This window comes from Pseudomonas sp. BIGb0164 (assembly GCF_024810135.1).
Lineage (GTDB): Bacteria > Pseudomonadota > Gammaproteobacteria > Pseudomonadales > Pseudomonadaceae > Aquipseudomonas.
Map to the genome: position 1 here is coordinate 160198 of NZ_JANUEA010000010.1, position 21646 is coordinate 181843.

Genomic DNA, 21646 nt, shown 5'->3' on the forward strand with positions numbered 1-21646 from the left:
CGCCGATGCCCAACTCAGACCTGCTCCCTTCCCTACTCTCCAAGCTCTACGAAAACCAGCTGGCCCTGGAAGCATCCATCATGGAGATTTCCAACTGGGTTGAGCAGCGCGGCTCCGCTGATGTAGCTGAAAACGTCCGCGGCGCCCTGTCCGCCATCGATGAAAATGAAGAGTTCATTAAGCTCGCACTCGCAGTGCTGATGGCGCCCGACTGATCATCGGAAATAGTGTGCTGCTCGTCGCCTCAAATCGCGTCACGCCCAAACCTCGATTACTGCATGCACATACAGTATTCGAGCTTCTATACCATGCCCATCGATCAAGACACCTGCGAGTGGCTCGGATGCCCTACGCCTCTAGAAATGTACCAGCACCAGTGCGCCATGCTTGAGGACGAACTGACCCAGACCGTGGCCATGCTGCGCAAGGCGAGAGCCAACGTCGCCGGCCTGGTCCAGATGAATGACCTGCTTGCTGCCGGAAAAACCTCGGCAGAGGCAAAGCTGAGGGAAGCCCTCGAGCGCAGTTCATCCATTAGAAATGAAAAATCTGACAATTTGAGCTTTCGTACCATCGATCTTGTTACCGAGCAGCGCGACCACCTGTTCAGGGAGAACCAGCGGTTGCTTATGGAGCTGAAAGTATTCAGGGGGCGACAGCCCTGACGTACGCTTGGCACGCCCGAAGCGCGATCAATCCTTGGTCGCCGGCATCGGTGATGGCGATAATTCGTTTAGCATGCGCGGGGTCAAGTTGGGCGCGACGGGCCGCATGAACCACGCCGACGGCGTCGGCGGCGGCAGGCACGTCGCAACCACTGGCTGGATCTTCGGCGAGGAGGACTGACAGCCGAACATCAGCAGTGGCAATGCGATCGCGCAGAAGAGCCTGGCTGCGTTGTGCATCGGATAATTCCTTCGTGTGTTGTTGGTCCTGGGCGGCGAGCTTCTGCTCGGTGGCCAGGCGCTTTTGCTGCTCGGTGCGGGCCTGGGCCGCTGCAGCACTACTGATTGCTGCAAGGTCATCTTTGTGCAGGCCTGCCTGCTCGGCTAGCTGCTTGCCCATCCGCCAATCCTGAACCTGCCAGGTGCCAGCTGCTGCGATCACCATCGCCAGCAGGAGGGAGGCCAAGATCTGCCCGGTCGTCATGCTGCCCCCAGGAACATCGCCCGCTCGGCCAGGCGCCGCTTGGTTAAGCCGGCCAGCACCTGGCCACCGGCCTTGTTCCAGCGCGGAAACTGCTCTGCCGCGCTGGCGTAGTCGCCGGCATTCAGCAGCTTCAGCAGGGTCGACGAGCTCAAGTTAGCGGCGCCCAGGTTGTAGGTGAAGCTCATGAGCGCATCCCACTGCGCCTGATTCAACGGCACCTTGACCAAACGCTCGATCTCAGGCTCAAACCGCCCAATGTCGTTCATCAGCATCCGCTCGGCCTGCTCGTTGGTGATCGTCATACCGGAGGTGATTCCGCGTGTCGCGCCGTAACCGATCGTCCGGACGCTAACCGAGTCTTGGTAGGACTTGAGGCGTAATCCTTCGAACGACTTGATGAGGCTCACGCCTTTTTGTGATGTGCGCATGCTTTTCTCCAGACAATAAAATGCCCGCTCAATGGCGGGCATTTTCAATAGTAAAAAATCTATTCAAATATCAAACAGCATAAGACGCTTTTTTAGCTGCCCTCTTATTACCTCGGGCGTCTGCCCACTGCTGTATCTTTCTTCGGCAAGGCTCTTCAATAACGTGATGACCAAGCGCCGACAAAACCACGAGAACAATAAATGCAGAAACGCACAGCAGCCAGTTAATTTCAAGCAAGGGAAAAGCCTCAATCAAGTCACTGCGAAACGTCACCAACAACAGCAACACGAGCGCCTGAAAAGAATAAAAGCAGTAACTTATTTTCCCAAGCCATACAAACCACTCATTTGAAAGCAACCTTGATATACGCCCATCGGACTGGCATAGCCCTACAACCAGTACAACAATCACCGGTAGCACAAACCAATTATAGCCAATGTAGGGCAACCCAAATCTTCTTAAGTTTATTAGCACTACGAATGCTAGCAAAACACTAACAACCGCTAAATTGGGATAAGGCAGCCGAAAGCCTCTCTGAACAGCCAAAAACCCGCAAACACCTAAAAGAAACTCAGGTAGCCGAAACGCAGGTAAAGCATAGAAGAAAGGCATCGAAAGGTCCGGCCACACTCGCCCCAGCTGTCCCGGAGCCACCGAACAGAGGTACACCAGCACCGCGAACGCTGCTAGCTTCTTATTCGACAACCTCGCCATCCAGGGTGCAATAAATGGAAGCATCGCATAGCAAAAAATCTCAACCGAGATAGACCAACTTCCACCGTTATTCCAAAACTTGAAGTAGCTTGGCACCCAAGCCTGAAGCACGAATATGTTTGTTACAACAAGAACAAATGTATCCCATGCAGGCAACTTAACTGCGCCTACCTGACTGCCGAATATCCAAGGCAAAGTACTCAGCGCAGCCAACACATAGATAGGATAGATCCGAGCCAATCGCCGAACAAAATAGCTTTTTTTATCTTCGTATCTTCCTGAATACTGATAAGCGAGAAGAAACCCAGACAGCACAAAGAAAACTGACATCCCCACAGCGCCTTGGGCTATTACATGCCCAACGATGCCACCCGGAGAAAACGGCCAACTAAGCTCGAAATGAAAAAGGAATACATACAATGCCGCTACAAACCTAAGCCCAGTTAGCGGGAGTATTTCATTTTTAGTAGACAAACCAATCTTCCCTGAAGGCAAAATTCCAAAGCCGCGAATCTTACCGGACGCACCGTAGTTAAGCCACACCATTGCCAAATCCCATCTTTGATTCGAGCTGGCAAATACAAACCAATTTCATATAAGCGCCATTGATTAGCCAACACGTTACGACGTCAAAGCTCCAGAACCTTGACCTCTTTGGACTTTTTCTTCTTGGCTTTGGCTCTGGCCTTCCCTTTCTTGCCGCCATTGCACTCAACGGTGGTGGACCAGCCCGCCTGAGTGAACACCTGCTCTACCGAGTCGACCAGGTACTCACCATCAATGCCGGCCTTGAAGCCCTTGGCGCTAACGGATCGCTCGGCAAACAGATCAGTGCGCCCAGGCATTTCCAGGCGAACCCCGGCCGAGGACCGATTGAACGCTGTCAGCCGGGCCTTAGCCGCCTGCTCTGCTGCAGTCTTGTTGGGATAGATATGCCGGTCGGTGTGAACCGATGGCAGCCCATCGGGCACATCGGCGTTATCCAGGCTGATGAGCTTCAGCTCGCCGGTTTTCTTGTCTTGGTGCTTGGTGGCCACCGCCTTGTGCGCGTTGCGGTCACCTAGGCGAAATTGCCACCGGCTGACGTCTCGGCGTGTGATGGTGACGGCGCCGAAGGCTTTACCGCTCGCGCTGGTGCCGCCGTCGCGCGTCATGACAATCAGCTTCCCATCCGCCACCTTGGCCGTGCAGTCGTGCTGCTTGGCAATGCGCGTGATGAAGTTGAAGTCGGACTCGCTGAGCTGGTCAGCCCGGGGCACGTTCGTTGAGACGTTGCACACCGGTGTCCAGCCGTTACGGGCGGCCACGTCGGCCACGATCTTGGACAGCGGCACGTCTTCCCAGCTGCCGCTACGCACGGTCTTGCCGGTGCCGCGCATGTCACCGGCCTTGCCGCGCACGACGATGGTGTCAGGCGGGCCGGATATCTCGACTTCATCCACCATGTAACGCCCCAGGCGCACCATGGACGTCTCGGCGTAGCCCATGTAGATCTCAATGCCGGCACCGCGCTTTGGCAGCGCCACGGCGCTGTCACGGTCATCAATGCGTAGCTCAAAGTCGTCCGACTCCATGCCGGGCTTGTCAGTGGTTTTCAGCAACAACAGGCGGTCATTGATCAGCGCGGTAATGTCTTTACCGTCTGCAACGACGCGAAAGCGAGGGGTCATGGTTCACCCTGTTACCCCGCCAACGCGGGGGAATGTTGACGGCAGTTACGCGTAACGGGAAGGAAGGACGGCCAGGCCTGGCTAATCCCAAAGCATCACAACTTCTTCAGTCGGCGCCGGCATGTCCGGCAGTACAATCAGCACGCCGGCCCTGTACGGCTGGGCCTCATCGGCCAGGCCTTGATTGGCATCGAGCACGGCCTCCACGGTGCCGACAAGGTGCCCGTAGTAGTTGTTGCAGATGGTATCCAGCAGATCCCCATCAGACGTTCTGCATGTCGTCGCCATAGCGCACAAACTCCAGGGTGAAACCTTGCTTACGCGGGATGCCGCCAGCCAGCAGCGCGCTTTGTTCTTCGTCAACGCTGGTCATGCACCAGGTACCCAGCACGTCGCCATAGCCGGTGGTCAGCGTCAGGGGCTGCAACTTGGCCCCCAGGCTGCGCAGGGTCTCAAGCTGCTTAAGACCGCCCTTGAAGCTCGGGAAGATGGCGCCCTTAAGCGTCAACTTCTCCTCCCCCATACCGATGGCCTGTTGCGCCGGCCGACGCGTGAGGCGCTCCTGGGAGGCCCAGCGAAAGGCTGACGAACGCCGCAGCTCATCAAAGGCCGCCGTGTCGAGGTTGAAGAAGTACGGCGGCTGCTTCGGATCACGCGGCTGCATGATCATCAGATGCGGAAAGGGCTTTACCGCTTCAGGCGCCGGCGTGGCATCAGTTGCGAAGGCCCCGGTCGGAACAATGCCCGCCAGAGAGGGGCTGGCCTTGCCGGCAAGACTGTTGATCACCGATGCTGCCCGGCCGGCCTGCTCCTTCAGTGCACCCAGGCGCTCATCAATCTGAGACGCCGCCCGGGTTGCCGCGCTGTACACCGACACCACCTGGCCAACCTTCGCCTGGGCGGCCGTAACGCCACGCATAACGCGCTGTAGCTTTTCACCCACGGCCGGGCCCACAAAGGGCACACCCTCAAGTTCAGACGCGGCGCCGCTCAGCTCACTGATTGCGCCGTCCACTGGCCCAATCACCCCATCGAGGCTACGGCGGCCGGTTTCACCCGCCGCAGCCAGATACTTCACGCTTGATTGCAACTGTTCCATGTAGCCCATAAATCCCCCAGATCAAAGGTGCGAGTCGTCGTAGAGCTTGCGGCTCTCCAGCTGCTGAGTGATTTCGCGCTGCTGCTGTGCGATGTATGGCTGAAGCTCACGGGCAAGCTGTGCCGGATCCTTCACATCGCCTTGCACCGTCACCTGAATAGGCGCGCTGATATCAACCTTCTGCTCGATCTTCGGCGCCGGCGGCTTGGCCGGCACTGCCATCAGCGAAAGCGCCCCGGGCGTGCTCGATGTCGGTTGTGAGGCCAGTGAGCGCACCACGTCGCCACCCACTGGGCCTGGCGTTTTCACCGCCCCCGGCATCAACAGCGTGCTGGTGCCAGTGCCCTTGGGCGCAAAGGACGCCGCGATACCGCCCATCACAGGCGGGATGTCCTTGCCGGCATTGGCCATCATCAGCGGCCCGGCGTCCGGCATTTTCTTCAGCCCATCATCGCCACCAAAGAATGACTTACCCAGGTATCCGCCCAGGGCATCGCCGCCCATGCTGCCCAGGTACGCCCCCAGCAACCCACCAACAACGGTGCCGATCACTGGGACCACCGAGCCAATAGCCGCACCAGCGGCGGCGCCTGCGAGTGAGCCTGCCAAGCCCCCAACCGCCCCACCGTAGCCTTCTGCCTTTTCATCCTGGGTAGTGGCGTTGTCGTAGATGCCTTTGACCTTGAAACCCGCCTCGATGACCGCCAGGGCCGCAGGCAGCTTCGCGCCCTTGGGCAAGCCCAAACCGCGACCACCCGCCTTCCCGCCCTTCCCGCCCTTCCCGCCGTCAATACCACCATCGAGCCCACCCAAACCGCCTGCAGGAAGGTTGGTCACGATCACCTTTTGAGGAATGTTCGGGTTGCCCATCAGCGACCCACGGCCGATGTTCAACAGCCCTCGGCCAATCTTCAGCGCACTCAAGGCCGCGCCCAACGTGACTGCACCGGCCGCCACACCGGCAATCACCGCCGTTACGGGCTGATACTTGTTGGCCAGGTCAGCCAGTGCATAGCCGACCTTACCCAAGCCATCCGCCACCTTGTCGGTCAGCGGCCGCAGGCCATCACCCAAGCTGATCATGGACGCTTCCATGCCTGCCGTGGCTGCCGACCATTTGCGATTGGAGGTCTCCCGGGCCTTGGCCGCGTCGGCCTCGATCTTGGTCTTACCGTCGGTGTCCTTGATCGTGACCATATCGGCCTTGATCTTGTCGCCGTATTTGATTTGCGCGAGCAAACCCGCACTGGCACTCTGATCGCTGACGATGTTGGCCAGGCCGGCCGCCTCAGTCAGGGCCACCATGGCCTGCTGTTCCTCGGCGCTGCCATCCGCCGCCGCCTTGATCTTGGCCTTGAGGGCCTCGATCTTCTTGGCCTTCGCGGGATCCTGACGCTTGATCATTTCCTGGCTGAGCATGATGAAGGCGTCGACCGGATTGGCCGCCTTGCCGCTTTTCGTCGCAGCCAGAATAGAGCCGGCCAGGTCGTAGCCTTCCTTGGCGAAGCGCTCCTGACTGGTGCTGCTGATCACCGCGTTCAACAGGTTGTTCATGTTCGTTGCAGCGGCCGCAGAGTCCTGCGTTTGCGAGTATTGCGACTGCAAACTGGCCCCCAGAAAGCGCACTGCCTCCGGGCCTTCCATGCCCAGGCGTTTGATGTTGCCGAGCATGGCGGGCAGATAACGTGCCATGTCCTTGGGGCCGAAGGCGCCGATATCGCCTGCCGCCGCCACCTGGCCCAGCATGCCGGCCATGTCCTCTTTCTTGACACCGGCCTCCTTGAACGAGTTGATCAAGGTCGCGATGGTTTCAGCTTCCATGCCCTGGCCGTCGATCAAGTCGGCAATTTGGCCGGCGTATTCGCTGGCCTCCTGCCAGTCAACGCCCTTTTCGATTAGGCCGCCGACCGCTTTGGCCAGCAGCTGGCGACTCATGCCCTTGTCATCCGCGATGGTCGAAACCATCTGCGACATCTTGCCTTCGTCTTCAGTGCCGGCCGTATGCGCCCATAGCGACATCTGGCGCACTTGCGCCTGATAGTCGCCGGATATCTTGGTGGGAATGGCGACTGCCGCTGTCAGCTTTGTAGCCTGGCCGAGCGAGCCCTTTAGCCCTTCCTTGCCCTGCTGGATTTGGGTATGACCAAGCGCTTTCAGCTCAGCCCCACGGGCCACCTGGCCGAGCTTCTGGTACTCATTACGCAATTTGCCGACCTCGACGCCCTGCTCCTTCAGGGTCTTGAGGTTGGACTCCAGTTTTTTCAGCAGGCCATCTGCTGAAGCGGATCCGCTGTCATGCGCTTTTTTCCACTCATCCCGCAAACGGATGGTGTCGCCAATGGTGCTTTGCAGTACCCGGGCTTTCGAACCCTGATCACTGAGTTTTTTGATTCGCCCTTCGACGTCCTTGAAGGCAGCGCCGACGGTTGAACTGATCGCGCCACCGATGACTACGCCCAGCGCAAGATTGTTCGCCATGGGTCACTCCGAAAAGGTCCGGGCGGCTCACTCCTTGAGCCACCAGATCATCGTAGAGAAAGACATGCTCTCGATTTCGCTGGCCGAGAAAGACATTTCCCGGGCCAGCCGCTGAGCCAACTTTCTCTGTATTTCCTCGTTAAACCCGGTCCTCGCGCACCAGGCGAAAATAACCAACCTGAAGGCGTTTGTAGTCACGCACGCTCAGTTCCACCAGATCATTTGCGCCTGCGTCGGTCAGGCTGGCGAACAGGATCAGTTCGATTTGCTCCTCGTCACCAGGCGCGGCCTTTGTCGCGTTGCGAACCTCGCGAATGGTCGGGGAACGCATGGTCAACTGATCAGTGTCGACCTGATTGACCTTGACGATTTTGGACAGCTTGATGATTGCCGAGTCCGCGCTAACGGTCAGCCATTCCGGTTTTTTTTCGGTGTCTTGAGCCATGAGTTGCTTTCCTTACAGGCCGAGGTCGCGGCGAACGCCAGCGAGTTGGTCAACGCCATTGATGACGCGAACCGCGTTAACAGGATCGATTTCAAACATGCGCACGCCACCGACTTCCAGCTTGTAGTAGCTGACGCTGACGGCGTACTTGAATTCAGCGTCGCCGCCCGGCTTCCACTCGCCAGGGTCCAGCTCGGAGAGCATGCCGCGAATCGTGGCGACTACCGCAGTGGTGGGCCCCTTCTGGCCCTTGAACGAGCCCCGAAATACACCGTTGAACGCGGTCTGATCGGCCAGGCCAAAGAACTTCATCGCTGCCGCGCGGACGCCCTTGGTGCTGAAAGACGCCTCCAGCTTTTCCATGCCCTGATCCATATCAATGGGAGCATCCATACCGCCGCCCTGGTACTCGCCGGTTTTGATTTTCATCTTGGGCAAGCTCAAGGTCGGCACGTCGCCGGCAAAGCTCATGCCGTCGACGAACATGTTCATCATGAACAACGTTTGGGGAATCATGGTCATCGCGAAGCCTCCTTAGGCCTTGGAATCAATCACTTCGGTGAGCCACTGATTGGTGACTTCAATGAGGAACGTAGGGTTTTCAGCCGGTGGCACGTCGGTGAAACGAATGCGCCAAGTGACCTTGCCCTGCTCCAACTGGCTGGCCGTGTTCAACTCATCGTCGGGGAACACTTCGAAGTTGATCACCGCGCCCTGTTTCTTCAGGTCGCGCATGAAGTTCTCCAGGCCTTCGGTGACGTCGCTGACGTAGGTCTTGGTGATCGAGCGGTCGACCGCCCACTTGTGCCCATACAAGATCGCGTCCATGACGATATCTTGGGTGCGCACACGCGTAACAAACGCCCACTTCGGATCGCTGGAACAGGTCCGGTTGCCCCACAGGCGGTAGCCATCGTCGCGAATGATCGTGGTGATGTTCGCGTTGTTGAGTACGTTGGCCCGGCACGTCGCGTCGCCGTCCAAGAACTCGATAGGTCGCGTGGTCCCGGTGATGCCGACAAACTCCTTGTTCGACGGCGAGGCCCAGAAGCCGTATTCGCTATCGGTCCAGGCGAACAAGCCAGCCACCCAGGCCGAGGCCGGCGCGTCAACGGTCTCGCTCAGAGCCGTGTCCCAGGTCTGCACACCCGGATCAACCAGAAACACACGCTTGCTGCCGAAGTTCTTGGCGTAGGCAATGACTGCTTCGTCGGTAGTGTTTGGACCGTCGACGATGGCCAGGCCGCGCAGCTTACCGGCGAGTGCATCCATCGACGTGGCGACCGCCTGCGTTGCGCTATGTCCTGGGGCAATCAGCAAACGGGGCTGGGCATTGAAGCGGCTCTTACCGTCCAACAGCGCCTGTAGGCCAGTACGCTGGCCGTCGGCCAGGACGCCACCGATGATGGCCGAGGTCTGCAAGGCCGGGGTCGCCAGCTTCTCGACACCGCACGCCACGATCACAGCCTTGGCGCGCATGTAGATAGCCTTGATGGATTTCGTGATCGCCGCGTCTTCGCCCCAGGCCGCCACTGCTTCGCTTTCGCGGGTGATCAGCAGCACCTGGTTAGGCTTGGCCGTTGCTTTCGGCCCCGGGGTGAAGGTGTCGCAGAGACCGATAATCGAGGACGACGGCAGCGAGATAATGCGCGCGCCGGTGTCCACGTTGGTGACGGTCACACCGTGGAAGAAACTCATAGGGCAATCTCCAGAAACGAAAAAGCCCCGCATAAGCGAGGCCGAGGGTTGTTCGTGTTACGCGTAACGGAAAAGAAAACGCCCCGTCAGTGCGGGGCGTTATGGGGTTTGATCGGCAATCCAGGACGGCGCGACCGGGCGATGATCAGTCGCCGGAAAATCCGGCGATTGCGGCCAGTCGCGCAGAGCCTGCATATACATAAGCAGCGCTGCGAACTCCTCAGCGGTCAGCGTCGTTTGCTCCGAGATTTCAACCTGATCCCGGTGACGCTCGCGCAACCACATAAGCGAAGCCAGCTCAGCATCACGCCAAACCCTTTCATGCGACTCCAGATCAATTGGGGGCTCCGGGGCATCTACCAAGATCGGCAAGCCTCGCGAGTCATGCGAACGTACCTTGCCCGGCGTGGGGTTCCTGATGACGGCATCATAAATTGCGTCGGGTATCTCAACGGCGTCAGCCGGAATTTTCCCCAACTTATCGAGGTAGCAGCACCCCGTTTGCGCAGAGTAAAAGCGTTTCATACTGCCTCCAAGTCAGTCACCAATCGCCAACCAGCCGAACGTCAAACTACCTACAGTAGGCCCGGCGATATTGGTGTAAGTCACACCGTTGAGCCCGGTCTTATCCGTAGACACGATCTGCACGTACTCAGCGGCGGCACCGGGGCTGCTCACCTCACCTGGACATGCGAACCGGCACGCATTTGGAAACTCAAGTGGGAAGGTCGCGAGCCTGCCGTTCGCCGTATTGGCCGTGGCCTTGCCGTATTGGACGATCCAACTGCCGAGCCAAAAAGGTAGGGTGATGTAACTATTAACGCCAAAGCTGCACGAAAATCCCCAGCGCATTTTCTTAGGTGTGACGATCACATCGTCAGCCACTCCCTCCTGAGCTTGAGCCTGAGTAGCGATCTTGGCTGTACCCGCCTTCTTCTCGGTCGCCTGCACCACCAACGCTTCGACTTGCTCCTTGGTGAAAGCATCTGTAATGCCGTACCCCGCCAGCGTGGTCGGGTTAGATCCAGACACGAAAACACCCCGGTCATTGACCGTGACTTTGGTGTAAGTCCCTGCGGGCTTGTTCGCCGGCAGAAGCCCACCAACCGCCTCATCGACGTACTGACGCGTTGCCAGCACCACCGACGGGTCAATCTTCAGCTGAATGTTCGAGGTGCCGCTGGTGATGATGTGCATGCGCACCACCTGATTACGCCCCGAGCCCTGGGCCAGCACCGGTTTGTAACTCGGCGGCGCGTTGGCCACCGCAGAAAACACACCGTCCTTGTCTTCAAGGGCCAGCTCACGCACCCACCAGCCGCCCACGTCAGGTGGCAACACCACCTCAGCAATCAGCACATTGGCGTCAGTGGGTGACACCCGCAGCTGATTGATTTGGGCGCGGTGGACCTGATTGACCAGCTTGGTTTGTGAAGGGTTGGGTACCGGGTCGATGCCGTTCGCATCACCGATCAACATGTAACGCGGCTCCCACGGGATCCCGAGGGCATCGCAGTTGGTTTTCTTGGCGGCCCCCTGCGTGGTGAGCATGCCGCCAAAAATAGAGTTTTTATCAACCATGTGAGTACACATCCAGTTCGTCGAGGGTGTATTCGCCAACGCCCGTGCGCCCCTGGATTACCACGTCGATATCCGGGTTGGCCCAGGGGTAAACGTCAATCTCATCACCGTCATAAACAGCGAAGCCGGCATAGGCGTTCAAGCGCGTTTCTAGCGTTATGTCGAGGCCGGTCAGGTGTCGGCTGACGGGCTTTGCGTCGTCAATCAGGCGCTCAAGCTCACCGAACATTTCCTCAGTGATGCCGGTGTCGAGTACGCCAACCCGCAAGGCGAACGTCGCGGGCGGGCCTTCGGGCACCGTCTGCCACCACTCGATCACCTCCAGCAGATAGCCAAGCGGCTCGACCACGCGGCGCAGCGCGCCGATGGTTCCCTTGCGTGAGTGGATATAAAACGACGCCCGTACCGCGTTGCGCTTGGCCGCCTCGGACCAACGATCGTCCCAGCGATCGACAGACCAGGCCCACGCAAGGTGGGGCAGCAAATGAACGGGGCACGTCATTGGGTTGTAGAGCGAGCGCAGCGGGATCACGGTTTGATCCGTACTCGCCGCCTCAATGGCACGCTCCAGCTGTGTGCTATTGATCGGGAGTAGGCTTTTCATATCACTCCCCCAGCTTGACGCTGTAACCCGTGCAGAACGCCGCCTGTGCCTCTGTAGGCGCCAGATCCTGCCAGCCGATCAACTCGACCCGCGAAACCGCTGGTACGTGGAGCTGCGCGTCTACAGCAGAGCGCGCCACCTCAACGCCCAGGCGTTTGCGTGGGTTGATCCAGGCCGCCAGGCGCCTTTCAGCTTCGGCCAGCGCTACAGCGCTTTCAGGGCCCGGGCCCTTCATGTACAGCACTGCATCAATCCGATACGGCAGCACCTGGGCGCTTTGCACCATCACCCGGTCGCCCAGCGGCCGGACGTCTTCATCGTTGACGGCCTTTGCAACCACGGCCAGCAAATCGGGGCCGACTGACCCATCTCCTTCCAGCCCCAGCACCGTTACCGTAACGCATGCCGGCGCGGGGCTTTCAGCGGACGCATCCGCCACCAGGGCCGACGCGTTGCGGGCATGAAGCTTGTAGCTGTTGCGGGGGCCCGCAGTCGTCAGGCCCTCATAGGCCATCTGGATGCGCTCGCGGTAAGCGTCGTCACTTTCGGTGATCTTCTCCACCGGTGGAACCGCGCGCAGATCCTCGGCCTGGATTACCAGGCGCGGCGTGTTGACGTTCGCCCCAAGCTGATCGAGGTCACTCCTGATCGCATGGGCCAACATCAGCGCCTTGGCCGCATCGTTCACCCGGGCACGATCACCAATGCGCGCATAGGCGCTGGCTTCCAGCAACTTGACCACAGGATCGCTTTCAAGCGGCGCGCTCCAGTTGTCGCCCATGAACCCACGGAACACGCCGAGCGACTCCGTGTACACCTCTTCAAAGTCCAGGGGCTCAAGCACGTCCGGCGCCGGCAACTCCGACAGGTCAACGATACTCATACACTTACCTCTAGAAATACGCTGTCGCCCAGGTAGCTACCGGTGACTTGAATCTTGATCAACCCGCCCAGGACAGAGACAGCCTGCAAGCGCTCCAACTTCAAGCTCGGCTCCCAGCGCCCCAACGCCCTGCTCGCCTCGGCCTGAACGGCCCCCTTCCAACCCTCGTTAACCGGCAGGTCCACGTACCGGCGCAGTTTGCTGCCGTACTCCGGGCGCTGCCGGCGACTGCCTAGAGGGGTGCTCAGGATGTCCTCAATGCTCTGTCGAAGACGCGCGAGGCCCGAAATGGGCTGGCCGGTGTGGCGGTCCATTCCGATCATCTAGATCACTCCTGCAGCAGTTCGAATTCCTCATGGGCCTTGAGATACTCCAGCGCCTCGGCGTCCGTTGCCTGTACCGTTACCTGCGCCTTGAAAACCGCCAGAGGGCGGCCGCTGCGGGGCAGGATCAGGGTGCGCGAGGTGTAGAGCTTGTCGCGAAACGTTGAGCTTGGCTCGGCGCCGGCGACTGGTGTTTCAGAAGTCTTGGCCATGGTTTCCCCCGGGCACAAAAAAGCCCGCGCGCGGCGGGCCTGTGAAATTGAACGACTAGTGTTTGTGGTTTGCGCTGTTGCCGCCTGCGTCGAGGATCTTGCCGGCACTGGTGATGTCTTGCACCGCATGCAAAGCGCCCGTGACCGATACGTCTTGCGTTACGGATAACGACCCTTCGATGGCCACGTCAGCAATAAACTTGACGTTGGCCGACTTGACCGTCACCGCGTTATCCGTAACGTCAGCCTCAGTTTCCCCGACCTTGATGCTCACCGTACCCGAGGGAACGGTGATGGTGTAGCTCTTGACCACCCAGTCATAGACCAGGGAACCCCCATCATCGAAGCGCCACACCTCGACGTGATCGCGATTATCCGGGGCAGCACCGGCGCCGCCGTACAACCCCGGGACAAACGTACCCATACCGGCCTGGCCGCTGGGGTTGAATAAAATCCCCTGCTCGCCCAGGCTCGGCGCGCGCCAGTGGCGGGCCTTGCCCGCGGCCTGGCTGTGCCAGCGCACCCAGGCACTGACCCAATCGCCCGACTTGACCCGCACGGCCGGGGCCATCAGATCCACCCCGACCACCACGCACGGCATGATCATCGCGGCGATCATGCGGTCATGCTCGCCCTGGGCCCAGCTCATGGCGCACCGCCAGGAACATCATTGCCCCGGTAAGCTTCCAGGTTGAGTTTGAGCATGCTCGGTTTCTCTTCGGGAAAAGGCCAAACCTCAACCCCCAGATAGACCTGGTGAGTCCACTCAACGACCCAGACGACATAGCCATCCAGCTCAGGCTTGGTCCAATCCTGGGTCGCCCGCACAAATTGCGCGACGTTGACGTCAAGTCCCCAACTTTGCTGTCGGAGCAGCACCGCCAGCTGCGACACCAGGTGCACGGCCTGCTCGTGGTGATTGGGCTGGATCGGGTCAACAATCACCCGGGCCTCAAACTTACAGATAAGGCTGGATTCACCGGTACCGGTATCGATGCCCGGCTCAAATTCGGCCATTTCTAGGAACACAGAGGGCAACGGGATGCCTCGGTTTTCCTCGATCTCCGGCCAAAAAACCACCGACTGAACACCCGACAGATGCACCGTCAAATGCTGCTCGATAGCCTGATACAACTGACTCAGGCTGAACGGTTCATCGGACATTAGCGCTCCCCTTCAGGTACTTCTGCAGTTCGTAATTGAGCTCTTGTTCGAGGATCACCAGCAACTGCTCATCAGCGCGCTTGATCCAGGCATCAAAGTGCGGACGGGCTTGTTCCAGCGAGACCTTGGCTTTGGCCAAGGGAAAGCGATTGTCGCTTTCCTCGACGAAGCCACTACGGCGCCGGCCCTGAGTCGCCTCGGGGTAGTCCTCACTGTTGAAGTGCTTGCTGGCAGTACGGATCCATATATCAGCGCTGCTACCGTAGACCTTCTTGTAAAAAGCCCCCTGGTAGCGACGCCCCGCCACCGAGACACCTCTGCCGGACTGACGCGCCCGACCGATCCGACTGGCCTCGATGGCGTTGAGACCAAACCACAGCTTGCCGCGCATTGCACCGCCACTGGTTGGATAGGCCCGCAAACGCTGCCGGACCGCACCAATAGCGATGCGCTCTTGCTTACCCACTGCCCGGGCAATGTGGGTACGCAGCCACCCGAGGGTTTTGTTGATCGCTCGACGCTGTGCAGCGGCTGCTGCCTTTGGCACCAGCCGACCGAAGTCCTGAAAGCGCTGCAGATCTGCGAGCGAAGGCTGAATGTTGATCAATCCACCGTCGCGCCTGTGTTGTGCGTAGCTGCCGACACTCATGGACGTTTCCTCAAGATCAGTGCCACCAGGCCGTCACCACCGGGCTCCAGCTGCAGCAGGTCATATTCCCCGCCGCCGTCCAGAACAGGCAGATCGACAGTGACACGCAGGCCTTTGCTCAGACCGTCAGAATCACGCACGCGAATTTCAAAGCGCGGCTCTCGGATGGCCGTTTGGGTTTTGCCAAACTTCGGCGCCGTCCATGGCGCCATGAACATTCCCAGCAGCGGCTCGGCGCGGCCTTCGATCTGGGCGATGTCGCCCAGGGTTTCGAAGACCACGTCGTCGATGTCCTCGATCAGATCTCGGAAGGCCACGGTCACATTTCCAGCAGGATCTGCGCCAGTGGCCGCGTGCACATATGCAGCGGGTTGGATTGGGCTTCACCGGCCACGCCCTTGTTGAACGCCAGCGGCTCGATCTTGCTGTAGTACGGGAGGCCCTGGGTGTTGGCCGTTTCCATGTAGTCGGCCGGTGCGAACGACGAGATGTACAAATCAGGCACGCCCTCGGGGATCAGCAGAGCCTTGTCGTCGTGGACAAACGAAATGCCCGCGACCTTGCCGCGATAGCGCTCCCAGACGATCCCGCCGAACTCGAAGCTTTCACGGGCATCGCCACGCAGGGATGCAGCTTGCATCGTGTTGAGGTAGGTCTCCTTGACCGACTTGTGGACGATCAGCTTGTTCCAGAAGTTCTTGCCGCAGAAGGCGCGAGAGCCAGTGCTGGTGATGCTGCCCAGCGCATCCTCTTGCATGTCGAGCGCTTCGCCGGCGCGCACACGCAGCTCAGTGTCCGGGTTGCCCAGGCCCATCGGCAGTTTCTTGCGCTGGACGCCGAAGGTTTTATAGATGTCCAGCAGCACGGTCTTACCGTCAGCATCCAGCACCTGGCCGTTCAACGCCCCCATGCGCTGGAATTCGTGGGTGGCATCCAACTGGCGGCGCGCTTTCGCCAGGCGTTTGTTGACCACATCCTGCACCGCCTGCAGCTCACTGCGCGTACCGAAAGCACGAATGCCCTGGATCTCATCAGCCTTGATGGTGAAGCGCTCAGGCAGGTGCATGGTATTGAATGGGATCAGTTGACGCTTGGTCGCGCCAACCACTAGACCCGAAGTGCCACGTTCACCCGAGGGGACCAGGGCCAGCGTGTCGCCGTCCTTTTCGATCTGCACCGTCAGGGTGTTGATGCCCTCTTCACGGAACAAACCCAGGCTGCTGATGCGGCCCGGCAGGTATTCCTGGTCATTGATTGCAGCGGTCAGCGAGGAAACACTGAAAGCATCGTCTTCAAAAATGGCGATCTCGGCCATGGGTACTCTCCAGAAACGAAAAATCCCGCACTCGACGGGATGAATTAAGTGGGGATCGCCTTAACGGACGATGATGTGATTAACGCCCAGTGCCTTTTCAGCAGCGAGGTCGAGGCCGGTCAAATGCGCTTCGCTGACCTCGGCCAGCCGCACGATGGCACGGGCGCGACGAACAACGTCCGATTCACCCAGCGGGCCGTAGAGGATCGCAATAGCGTTCTCGGAGCCGTCCTCGGCGGTCGGCTGATACAGCGCGAACTCGCTGGTGGCCGTGACCAGGCCGAGGATCTGACCCGGCTCCAGGGCGGCACCGGCAGCGACGTTGATCGCTTCACGGGAGATATTGCCGGCACCTTCGGACAGCAAAAACTCGCCCGCGTGCATCGATTCAATTTTCATGCTTTTGCTCCTTTCGAGTTGCCGTTCTGCGCCGCCTGACGGGAAGCCCAGATCGATTGAGGGTCGGCCTGCTTGGCCTGGACCTTGGGTGCCGGGTCGTTGTCCAGCGGCAGGCTGTTGTTTATTTCAAAGGTGCCGCCGCTGCTCACCAGCTTGTCGAACAAGCGCGCACGAACTGCGGCCTCGTCGAGACCGGCGGTGACAAACTCAACGGTCAATTCCGGCAGTCGTGCTGCGACACAGAGGCCATGTAACGCTTTCGCATTGGTCAGTGCCGCCTGGATCACCGCTTCGCTCTCAAGCTTGGTGGCAGCGAGCAGAGGCTCTACCAGGTTGCTGATGCCTGCTGCTGCGCAGCCTTGCGTGACCATCAGCGCCAGCTTTGCCGCATCCGGTACGGGCACGGGATCCGGCTCCAGTGGGGCGGCTTCCGGCTCTTCATCCAGTTGGGCGAGCAGCTCAGGCGGGGCATGCTGAAAACGCTGCAGCACGCTGCCCTGGCCGAGACAAGCGCTGACCTTGAGGCCATCGCCCACTTCATCGGCCAGGCCCAATGCCAGCGCTTCGTTGGCCGTGAGCCAGGTTTCAGCGTTGACCATACGCCGCAGCTCGGCTTCGTCGATGTCCGGCGCCTTGGCTTTGTAAGCCGCGATAATCGCTTCCAGGGTCTGGTCCAGCACATCGGCAACGCGGCGAAAGTCTTCGGCATCGCCAACGGTGAAGGTGTACGGGTTGTGAATCATCAACATCGCGTTGGCAGCGATCACCACCCGATGAGCGCCGCACACCGCGACACTGGCAGCGCTGGCCGCCAGCGCATCAATGCGCCCGGTACAACGCTCGCCCAAGCGCGACAGCGCGTTGTGGATCGCAAGGCCGTCGAACAGATCACCGCCGATGCTGTTGAACGCAACGATCACCGGAGATACTCCGTCATCAATGGCGTGCAGCGCTTGTACGAACTGATTGGCGGTGATGCCCCAGGCGCCGATTTCGCCGTAGACGAAGATCTCGATGCTGCGTTGCTCGGCCTCGCCGCTGGCCTGGACGGTGTACCAGCTCTTGTCTGCGACCGTTACCTGCTTGCCCGCCTTGTCATAAACACGAGGTTTCGCTTTTTTGCTCATGGTTGTTCCTTGTCATCGATCGTCTCGATGGCTTCAAGAGTGCTGTAGTTGAGGCCGAGGCCCGTGGCTCTGGCGAGGTCGGCGGCGTTCTCCGTGTCGACTGTTTCCGCGTCGTAACCGGTGCGCAGCACCATCTCGCTGCGAGAGGCAAAGCCAGCCCGCACTTCCATCTGACGCGCCTGCACATCCTGCACCGGCTGGATGTAGGCCCAACCCTGCGGCACCCAACGTGTGCGCAGGTACTCTCGCCGACGTTGCGCGTAGTCCTCCAGCACCAAGGCGCCGGACAGCACCGCCATGTCCATCCACGCAGCCCGCACCGGGCGACACAGCTGATGCACGTACACGCCGAATTGAAGCTGCTCCAGGCGGCGCCGGAACTCGTTGAGCACCACCCGCAGCGCCCGGTCATTGACCTCGCGCATGTCGCCAGTAAGGATCTCGTAAGGCGTGCCCGATCCGGCCGCCGCAGCCATCAGCTGCTGTCGCATGAAGTCCGGGTAGTTGTTGCCGGCGTCCGGTGGTTTGGAGAACTCCACCTCTTCCCCAGGGCCTAGCTCCTGCATGGTGCCGGGCTCCAGCGCGACCATCGGCGTGAAACCGTCGCGGTCGGTGACCAAGGGTTCCCCGGTCATAGGGTTGCGTGTCAGTGGCCCGCCCTCTGGAGGTGGTCGCTTGATGAAGCCCGCGAACAGGTTCGCCACTTCCTGGCGAAACAGCACCGCGTCGTCGTAGTTGTCCAAGCTGCGCAAGCGCTTCAACACTGGTGCCAAACGCGGCACACCGCGCAGTTGCCCAGGCTCCATGGGTTCGAAGATGTGCAACACCTGTGCTGCCGGAACGCGCACCAACTGGTTGTAACCCGCATTCAACGACGACGAGTCGCGCGGGTGCGACAAGTACATCCAGTACGCCACACGCTTGCCGGCCGGGTTGAACTCGATCCCCGCGCGGATAACGTTGCCGTTTTTGGCCATCTCAAACTTGTCGTGAGGAACGAACTCAGGGGCCAACGCCTGCAACTGCAGCGGCACCGCCAAGCCTTCGCTGGGGCTGCGTGGCCGGAGCCGCACAAAGCACTCGCCGGCCGTTTCAACGGTGCGTGCTACCAGGGCCTGCATACCGTAGAAGTCGGTCAGCTCATCGGCGTCCGCCTCGTCAACCCAGTCATCCCACAGCTGCTGTTTGATTTTGCGCAGTGCCACATCATCCGTGGTCGGCCTGGGCGTGATGCCGGTGCCGATCAGGTTGCTGACGCGTTTGTCGATGACGTTGAACGCGTACGGGTCATTGCGCACTGCCGCCCGCGAACGAGCGCGCAGGTTGCGCAAGGCCGGGGTATTGATGCTGTTAATGCCGCTGTCGCTGGCCTCCCAATTGGCCGAACGCCGGCCCTCCCCGGCGCCTTCATAACTGGCCTTGATGTTCGACGGCAGCAGGAATCCGTTACGGGTCAGCGTCGGATAGTGTCGGGCCATTAGAGTCCTTTGCCTCCGTGGGTCAGCCGCACCAAGCGAGAACGCGGCCCGGCTGCGTTGGTTAGCGATGTACGAATCTCGTCGCGGGCTTTGAGCAGTTCGTCGATGGAGCGGTACTCCACCGTTCGGTCGCTGTAGCGCACAGTCTTTTCACCGCGCGCAATCGCGCGCTCGATGGCTTCGAGGTGCTTCGGGGTAAACGACATATCAACGTCTCTTCAGGTAACCGCTGGTGGATATGCGGCGTTGTGGGGGTGCAGCGGGCCGCGCTAGGGCGACTGGACCAACAGGTTGTTCGTGTTGCGCCAATGAAGGTGTAGCCAATGACGGCGCGCCCACTGGGCGACTCATACGCTCCCCGTGAATCGGCTTGCTCTGAACCGCCTCCGAACCGGCGTTCAACACAGCCTGGCTCACTCTTTCCCAATCGTGTTCCTGGTAACGATTGATACCCAAGTAATGCGCCATCGCTAAGCAGTACACCATCAGGTCGAGCGCTTCGTTACGCTCAGCTTTGCCTTTGACCCACTCGATTTTTTTATAGCCTTTGACGTATCGAGTCACCTTGCGCTCAGCAACGCACTGGTCGAAAAAATCATCCGGCAAATCATTGGCGAAATGCAGTGCGCCTGGGCCTTCCTCAATCAGATAACGGTTATAGATCCAGTCCTTGGACGTGTCAGTGCCGACAATCCAAAGCTCCGCACCGTGCCGCTCGGTCAGGCCCTTCCACGTCACATCAACCTTGGATGGCCGCTGCGCAATCACCGGCCTGCCGCGCTTGCTTGCTCCCTTGATCGCGAAAATGTTTCGCCACCGACGCAGTCGACAGAATTGGTAAACCTCATCATGGTGGTTACCACCAGAATCCACCGCTGTTGCAAGTATCCCCAGATCGGCACCACACGGATGCCGATAACGAGCCTTAAGCAACTCATCCAGCGCTAACCAGGTTCGCTCATCCGAAGGGTTGCCCGCGATCACCTGATAATCGATCACCCACCGCTCCATACCGACACCCCAGCCCATCACCATGAGTTCAAGGCGGTCATGCTGAGTATCGACCGAACAGGTCAACATCAGAACGCCGTCAGGCATCGAGCCAAGGCTGTAGGCTTCCAATCGAGCGCGATTGCGCAGCACGTCGGCGCTGGTTTGTTCTTGCGCGTTGTCCCATACCTTGGCCAAGCGGGTGTTGTAGAACACCTGCATAGGTTCCATATCGCCTTTGGCCTGGGCCTTTTTCGCTTTTTCGAACTGCTTTGCCAGCGATGCCCAGCTCGTCCAGCCTGGCGGTGAGTATAGGGCGTTGAGATTGAACCCTACGGTTTCACCGTCACCCGCTGAGTTGGCTCGCCACTCCCCTTTGCTCAACATCTCACCCTTGTGATGCTCCTCGATGAGCACATCACATCCAGGGCCGGCGCACTGGTAGTGCACCACGCTGTAGTCCTCGGAGTAGTGCAGGCGCTCCCATTCCAAAACCTGCAGGTGACCGCAGTCCGGACACGGCACGTAGTAATAGCGTTGATCGCTGGTCTCAAAAAGATCGGAAATGCGCGACGCGCCCTTGATCGTCGGCGAGCTGGAAAAGTAGAACTTGGCATTGCGTCCGAAGGTACTGCCTCGGGTTTCTGCGAGTTCAACCGGGTCACCCTCATCACCAAGATCAGTCTCCCAGCGATCAATCTCATCGCCGTAGATGTAGCGAGCGGACAACTCCGAAAGGTTCGCAGCCGAACCCGCGGTTGTCACATACAGCGTGCCGCCTTCGAACTCTTTCGTGTCCAGGGTGTTGCGTGCATCGCGTGACCGATTGGCCGCCACACGCTCGCGCAAGACGGGAGTGGCCTTGATGGTTTTGCCGATGCGCGAGGACACCCGCTTGGCCAACCCGAGGCTGGGCAGCAGGGCCAGGATGTTCGACGGCGCCATGTGGATCAGGCCGCCTATCCAATTCAGGCCGATCTGCGTTTTCATCAACTGGGAAGCGACCATGGTCACTACCCGCTTGCAAGGGTGGGCAGGCGACAGACAGCGCATCGGTTCACGAGCATAGGGCGTTCGCGATGTGCGGTACTGACCAGGCTCGGCGGCACCGGTATCACGCGGAATACGCATGAACTCATCAGCCCACTCATCCACCCACACGTCCGGGTCCGGACGCAAGCCACGGAAATACGCCTCGCGATACAGTTCTGTACCGTCAGGGTGTTCCGCTAGCATAAG

General features: G+C 59.7%; 28 protein-coding genes. 2 read left to right on the forward strand and 26 right to left on the reverse strand.

The window, feature by feature from the left end:
• The first annotated feature begins 5 nt into the window (after positions 1-5).
• Positions 6-215, forward strand: coding sequence for a hypothetical protein (locus tag M2394_RS24625; RefSeq protein WP_259174904.1), 210 nt, complete (start codon positions 6-8; stop codon positions 213-215).
• A 93-nt stretch (positions 216-308) separates the two neighbouring features.
• The gene (locus tag M2394_RS24630; RefSeq protein WP_259174905.1) at positions 309-665 is read left to right on the forward strand and encodes a hypothetical protein; all 357 of its coding nucleotides are present in this window, start codon (positions 309-311) and stop codon (positions 663-665) included.
• Here the strand turns inward: M2394_RS24630 and M2394_RS24635 are convergent.
• The 26 genes from M2394_RS24635 to M2394_RS24760 all read right to left on the reverse strand — a co-directional run bounded on the left by M2394_RS24635 (position 646) and on the right by M2394_RS24760 (position 21643).
• Positions 646-1149, reverse strand: coding sequence for a lysis protein (locus M2394_RS24635; protein WP_259174906.1), 504 nt, complete (start codon positions 1147-1149; stop codon positions 646-648). The genes M2394_RS24630 and M2394_RS24635 overlap by 20 nt on opposite strands.
• Entirely contained in the window at positions 1146-1577 is a 432-nt protein-coding gene (locus M2394_RS24640) for a lysozyme (protein WP_259174907.1), read from the reverse strand. The genes M2394_RS24635 and M2394_RS24640 overlap by 4 nt, the downstream gene beginning before the upstream one ends.
• 70 nt (positions 1578-1647) lie before the next feature.
• On the reverse strand, positions 1648-2838 hold the full coding sequence (locus M2394_RS24645; protein ID WP_259174908.1) for an acyltransferase: 1191 nt from the start codon (positions 2836-2838) through the stop codon (positions 1648-1650).
• Positions 2839-2921: 83 nt separating this feature from the next.
• Positions 2922-3962, reverse strand: a complete 1041-nt coding sequence (locus M2394_RS24650; protein WP_259174909.1) for a phage late control D family protein — start codon at positions 3960-3962, stop codon at positions 2922-2924.
• An 81-nt stretch (positions 3963-4043) separates the two neighbouring features.
• Positions 4044-4250 carry a tail protein X gene (locus M2394_RS24655; RefSeq protein WP_176995565.1) on the reverse strand — a complete coding sequence of 69 codons (207 nt, stop codon included), beginning with the start codon at positions 4248-4250 and terminating at the stop codon, positions 4044-4046.
• Positions 4225-5070 (reverse strand): phage tail protein, encoded by an 846-nt coding sequence (locus tag M2394_RS24660; RefSeq protein WP_259174910.1) that lies wholly within the window; start codon positions 5068-5070, stop codon positions 4225-4227. Before M2394_RS24660 ends, M2394_RS24655 begins: the two co-directional genes overlap by 26 nt.
• A 12-nt stretch (positions 5071-5082) precedes the next feature.
• On the reverse strand, positions 5083-7539 hold the full coding sequence (locus M2394_RS24665; RefSeq protein WP_259174911.1) for a phage tail tape measure protein: 2457 nt from the start codon (positions 7537-7539) through the stop codon (positions 5083-5085).
• Positions 7540-7678: 139 nt separating this feature from the next.
• Positions 7679-7984, reverse strand: a complete 306-nt coding sequence (locus tag M2394_RS24670) for a phage tail assembly protein (protein ID WP_259174912.1) — start codon at positions 7982-7984, stop codon at positions 7679-7681.
• Between the two features lie 12 nt (positions 7985-7996).
• Positions 7997-8500 (reverse strand): phage major tail tube protein, encoded by a 504-nt coding sequence (locus M2394_RS24675; protein WP_259175045.1) that lies wholly within the window; start codon positions 8498-8500, stop codon positions 7997-7999.
• Positions 8501-8518: 18 nt separating this feature from the next.
• The gene (locus tag M2394_RS24680; protein WP_259174913.1) at positions 8519-9682 is read right to left on the reverse strand and encodes a phage tail sheath family protein; all 1164 of its coding nucleotides are present in this window, start codon (positions 9680-9682) and stop codon (positions 8519-8521) included.
• A 99-nt stretch (positions 9683-9781) separates the two neighbouring features.
• Positions 9782-10207, reverse strand: a complete 426-nt coding sequence (locus M2394_RS24685) for a phage tail assembly chaperone (protein ID WP_259174914.1) — start codon at positions 10205-10207, stop codon at positions 9782-9784.
• Between the two features lie 12 nt (positions 10208-10219).
• Positions 10220-11263, reverse strand: a complete 1044-nt coding sequence (locus M2394_RS24690; protein WP_259174915.1) for a phage tail protein — start codon at positions 11261-11263, stop codon at positions 10220-10222.
• Positions 11256-11867, reverse strand: coding sequence for a phage tail protein I (locus M2394_RS24695; RefSeq protein WP_259174916.1), 612 nt, complete (start codon positions 11865-11867; stop codon positions 11256-11258). The genes M2394_RS24690 and M2394_RS24695 overlap by 8 nt, the downstream gene beginning before the upstream one ends.
• 1 nt (position 11868) lies before the next feature.
• Positions 11869-12750 (reverse strand): baseplate J/gp47 family protein, encoded by an 882-nt coding sequence (locus M2394_RS24700; RefSeq protein WP_259174917.1) that lies wholly within the window; start codon positions 12748-12750, stop codon positions 11869-11871.
• Positions 12747-13073: a GPW/gp25 family protein gene (locus tag M2394_RS24705; RefSeq protein WP_176995557.1), complete on the reverse strand. Its 327-nt coding sequence runs from the start codon at positions 13071-13073 to the stop codon at positions 12747-12749. The genes M2394_RS24700 and M2394_RS24705 overlap by 4 nt, the downstream gene beginning before the upstream one ends.
• A 5-nt stretch (positions 13074-13078) precedes the next feature.
• Entirely contained in the window at positions 13079-13285 is a 207-nt protein-coding gene (locus M2394_RS24710) for a hypothetical protein (RefSeq protein WP_259174918.1), read from the reverse strand.
• A 55-nt stretch (positions 13286-13340) separates the two neighbouring features.
• Positions 13341-13934: a phage baseplate assembly protein V gene (locus tag M2394_RS24715; RefSeq protein ID WP_259174919.1), complete on the reverse strand. Its 594-nt coding sequence runs from the start codon at positions 13932-13934 to the stop codon at positions 13341-13343.
• Positions 13931-14449 (reverse strand): hypothetical protein, encoded by a 519-nt coding sequence (locus tag M2394_RS24720; RefSeq protein ID WP_259174920.1) that lies wholly within the window; start codon positions 14447-14449, stop codon positions 13931-13933. Before M2394_RS24720 ends, M2394_RS24715 begins: the two co-directional genes overlap by 4 nt.
• Entirely contained in the window at positions 14439-15098 is a 660-nt protein-coding gene (locus M2394_RS24725) for a hypothetical protein (protein ID WP_259174921.1), read from the reverse strand. The genes M2394_RS24720 and M2394_RS24725 overlap by 11 nt, the downstream gene beginning before the upstream one ends.
• Positions 15095-15415: a hypothetical protein gene (locus M2394_RS24730; protein WP_259174922.1), complete on the reverse strand. Its 321-nt coding sequence runs from the start codon at positions 15413-15415 to the stop codon at positions 15095-15097. Before M2394_RS24730 ends, M2394_RS24725 begins: the two co-directional genes overlap by 4 nt.
• Positions 15416-15417: 2 nt before the next feature.
• On the reverse strand, positions 15418-16413 hold the full coding sequence (locus M2394_RS24735) for a major capsid protein (protein WP_259174923.1): 996 nt from the start codon (positions 16411-16413) through the stop codon (positions 15418-15420).
• Between the two features lie 60 nt (positions 16414-16473).
• Positions 16474-16812, reverse strand: a complete 339-nt coding sequence (locus M2394_RS24740; RefSeq protein ID WP_259174924.1) for a head decoration protein — start codon at positions 16810-16812, stop codon at positions 16474-16476.
• Positions 16809-17939 (reverse strand): head maturation protease, ClpP-related, encoded by a 1131-nt coding sequence (locus M2394_RS24745; protein ID WP_259174926.1) that lies wholly within the window; start codon positions 17937-17939, stop codon positions 16809-16811. Before M2394_RS24745 ends, M2394_RS24740 begins: the two co-directional genes overlap by 4 nt.
• Positions 17936-19417, reverse strand: coding sequence for a phage portal protein (locus M2394_RS24750; RefSeq protein WP_259174927.1), 1482 nt, complete (start codon positions 19415-19417; stop codon positions 17936-17938). Before M2394_RS24750 ends, M2394_RS24745 begins: the two co-directional genes overlap by 4 nt.
• The gene (locus tag M2394_RS24755; protein WP_259174928.1) at positions 19417-19623 is read right to left on the reverse strand and encodes a phage head-tail joining protein; all 207 of its coding nucleotides are present in this window, start codon (positions 19621-19623) and stop codon (positions 19417-19419) included. The genes M2394_RS24750 and M2394_RS24755 overlap by 1 nt, the downstream gene beginning before the upstream one ends.
• Before the next feature lies 1 nt (position 19624).
• Entirely contained in the window at positions 19625-21643 is a 2019-nt protein-coding gene (locus M2394_RS24760; protein WP_259174929.1) for a phage terminase large subunit family protein, read from the reverse strand.
• Positions 21644-21646: the final 3 nt, after the last annotated feature.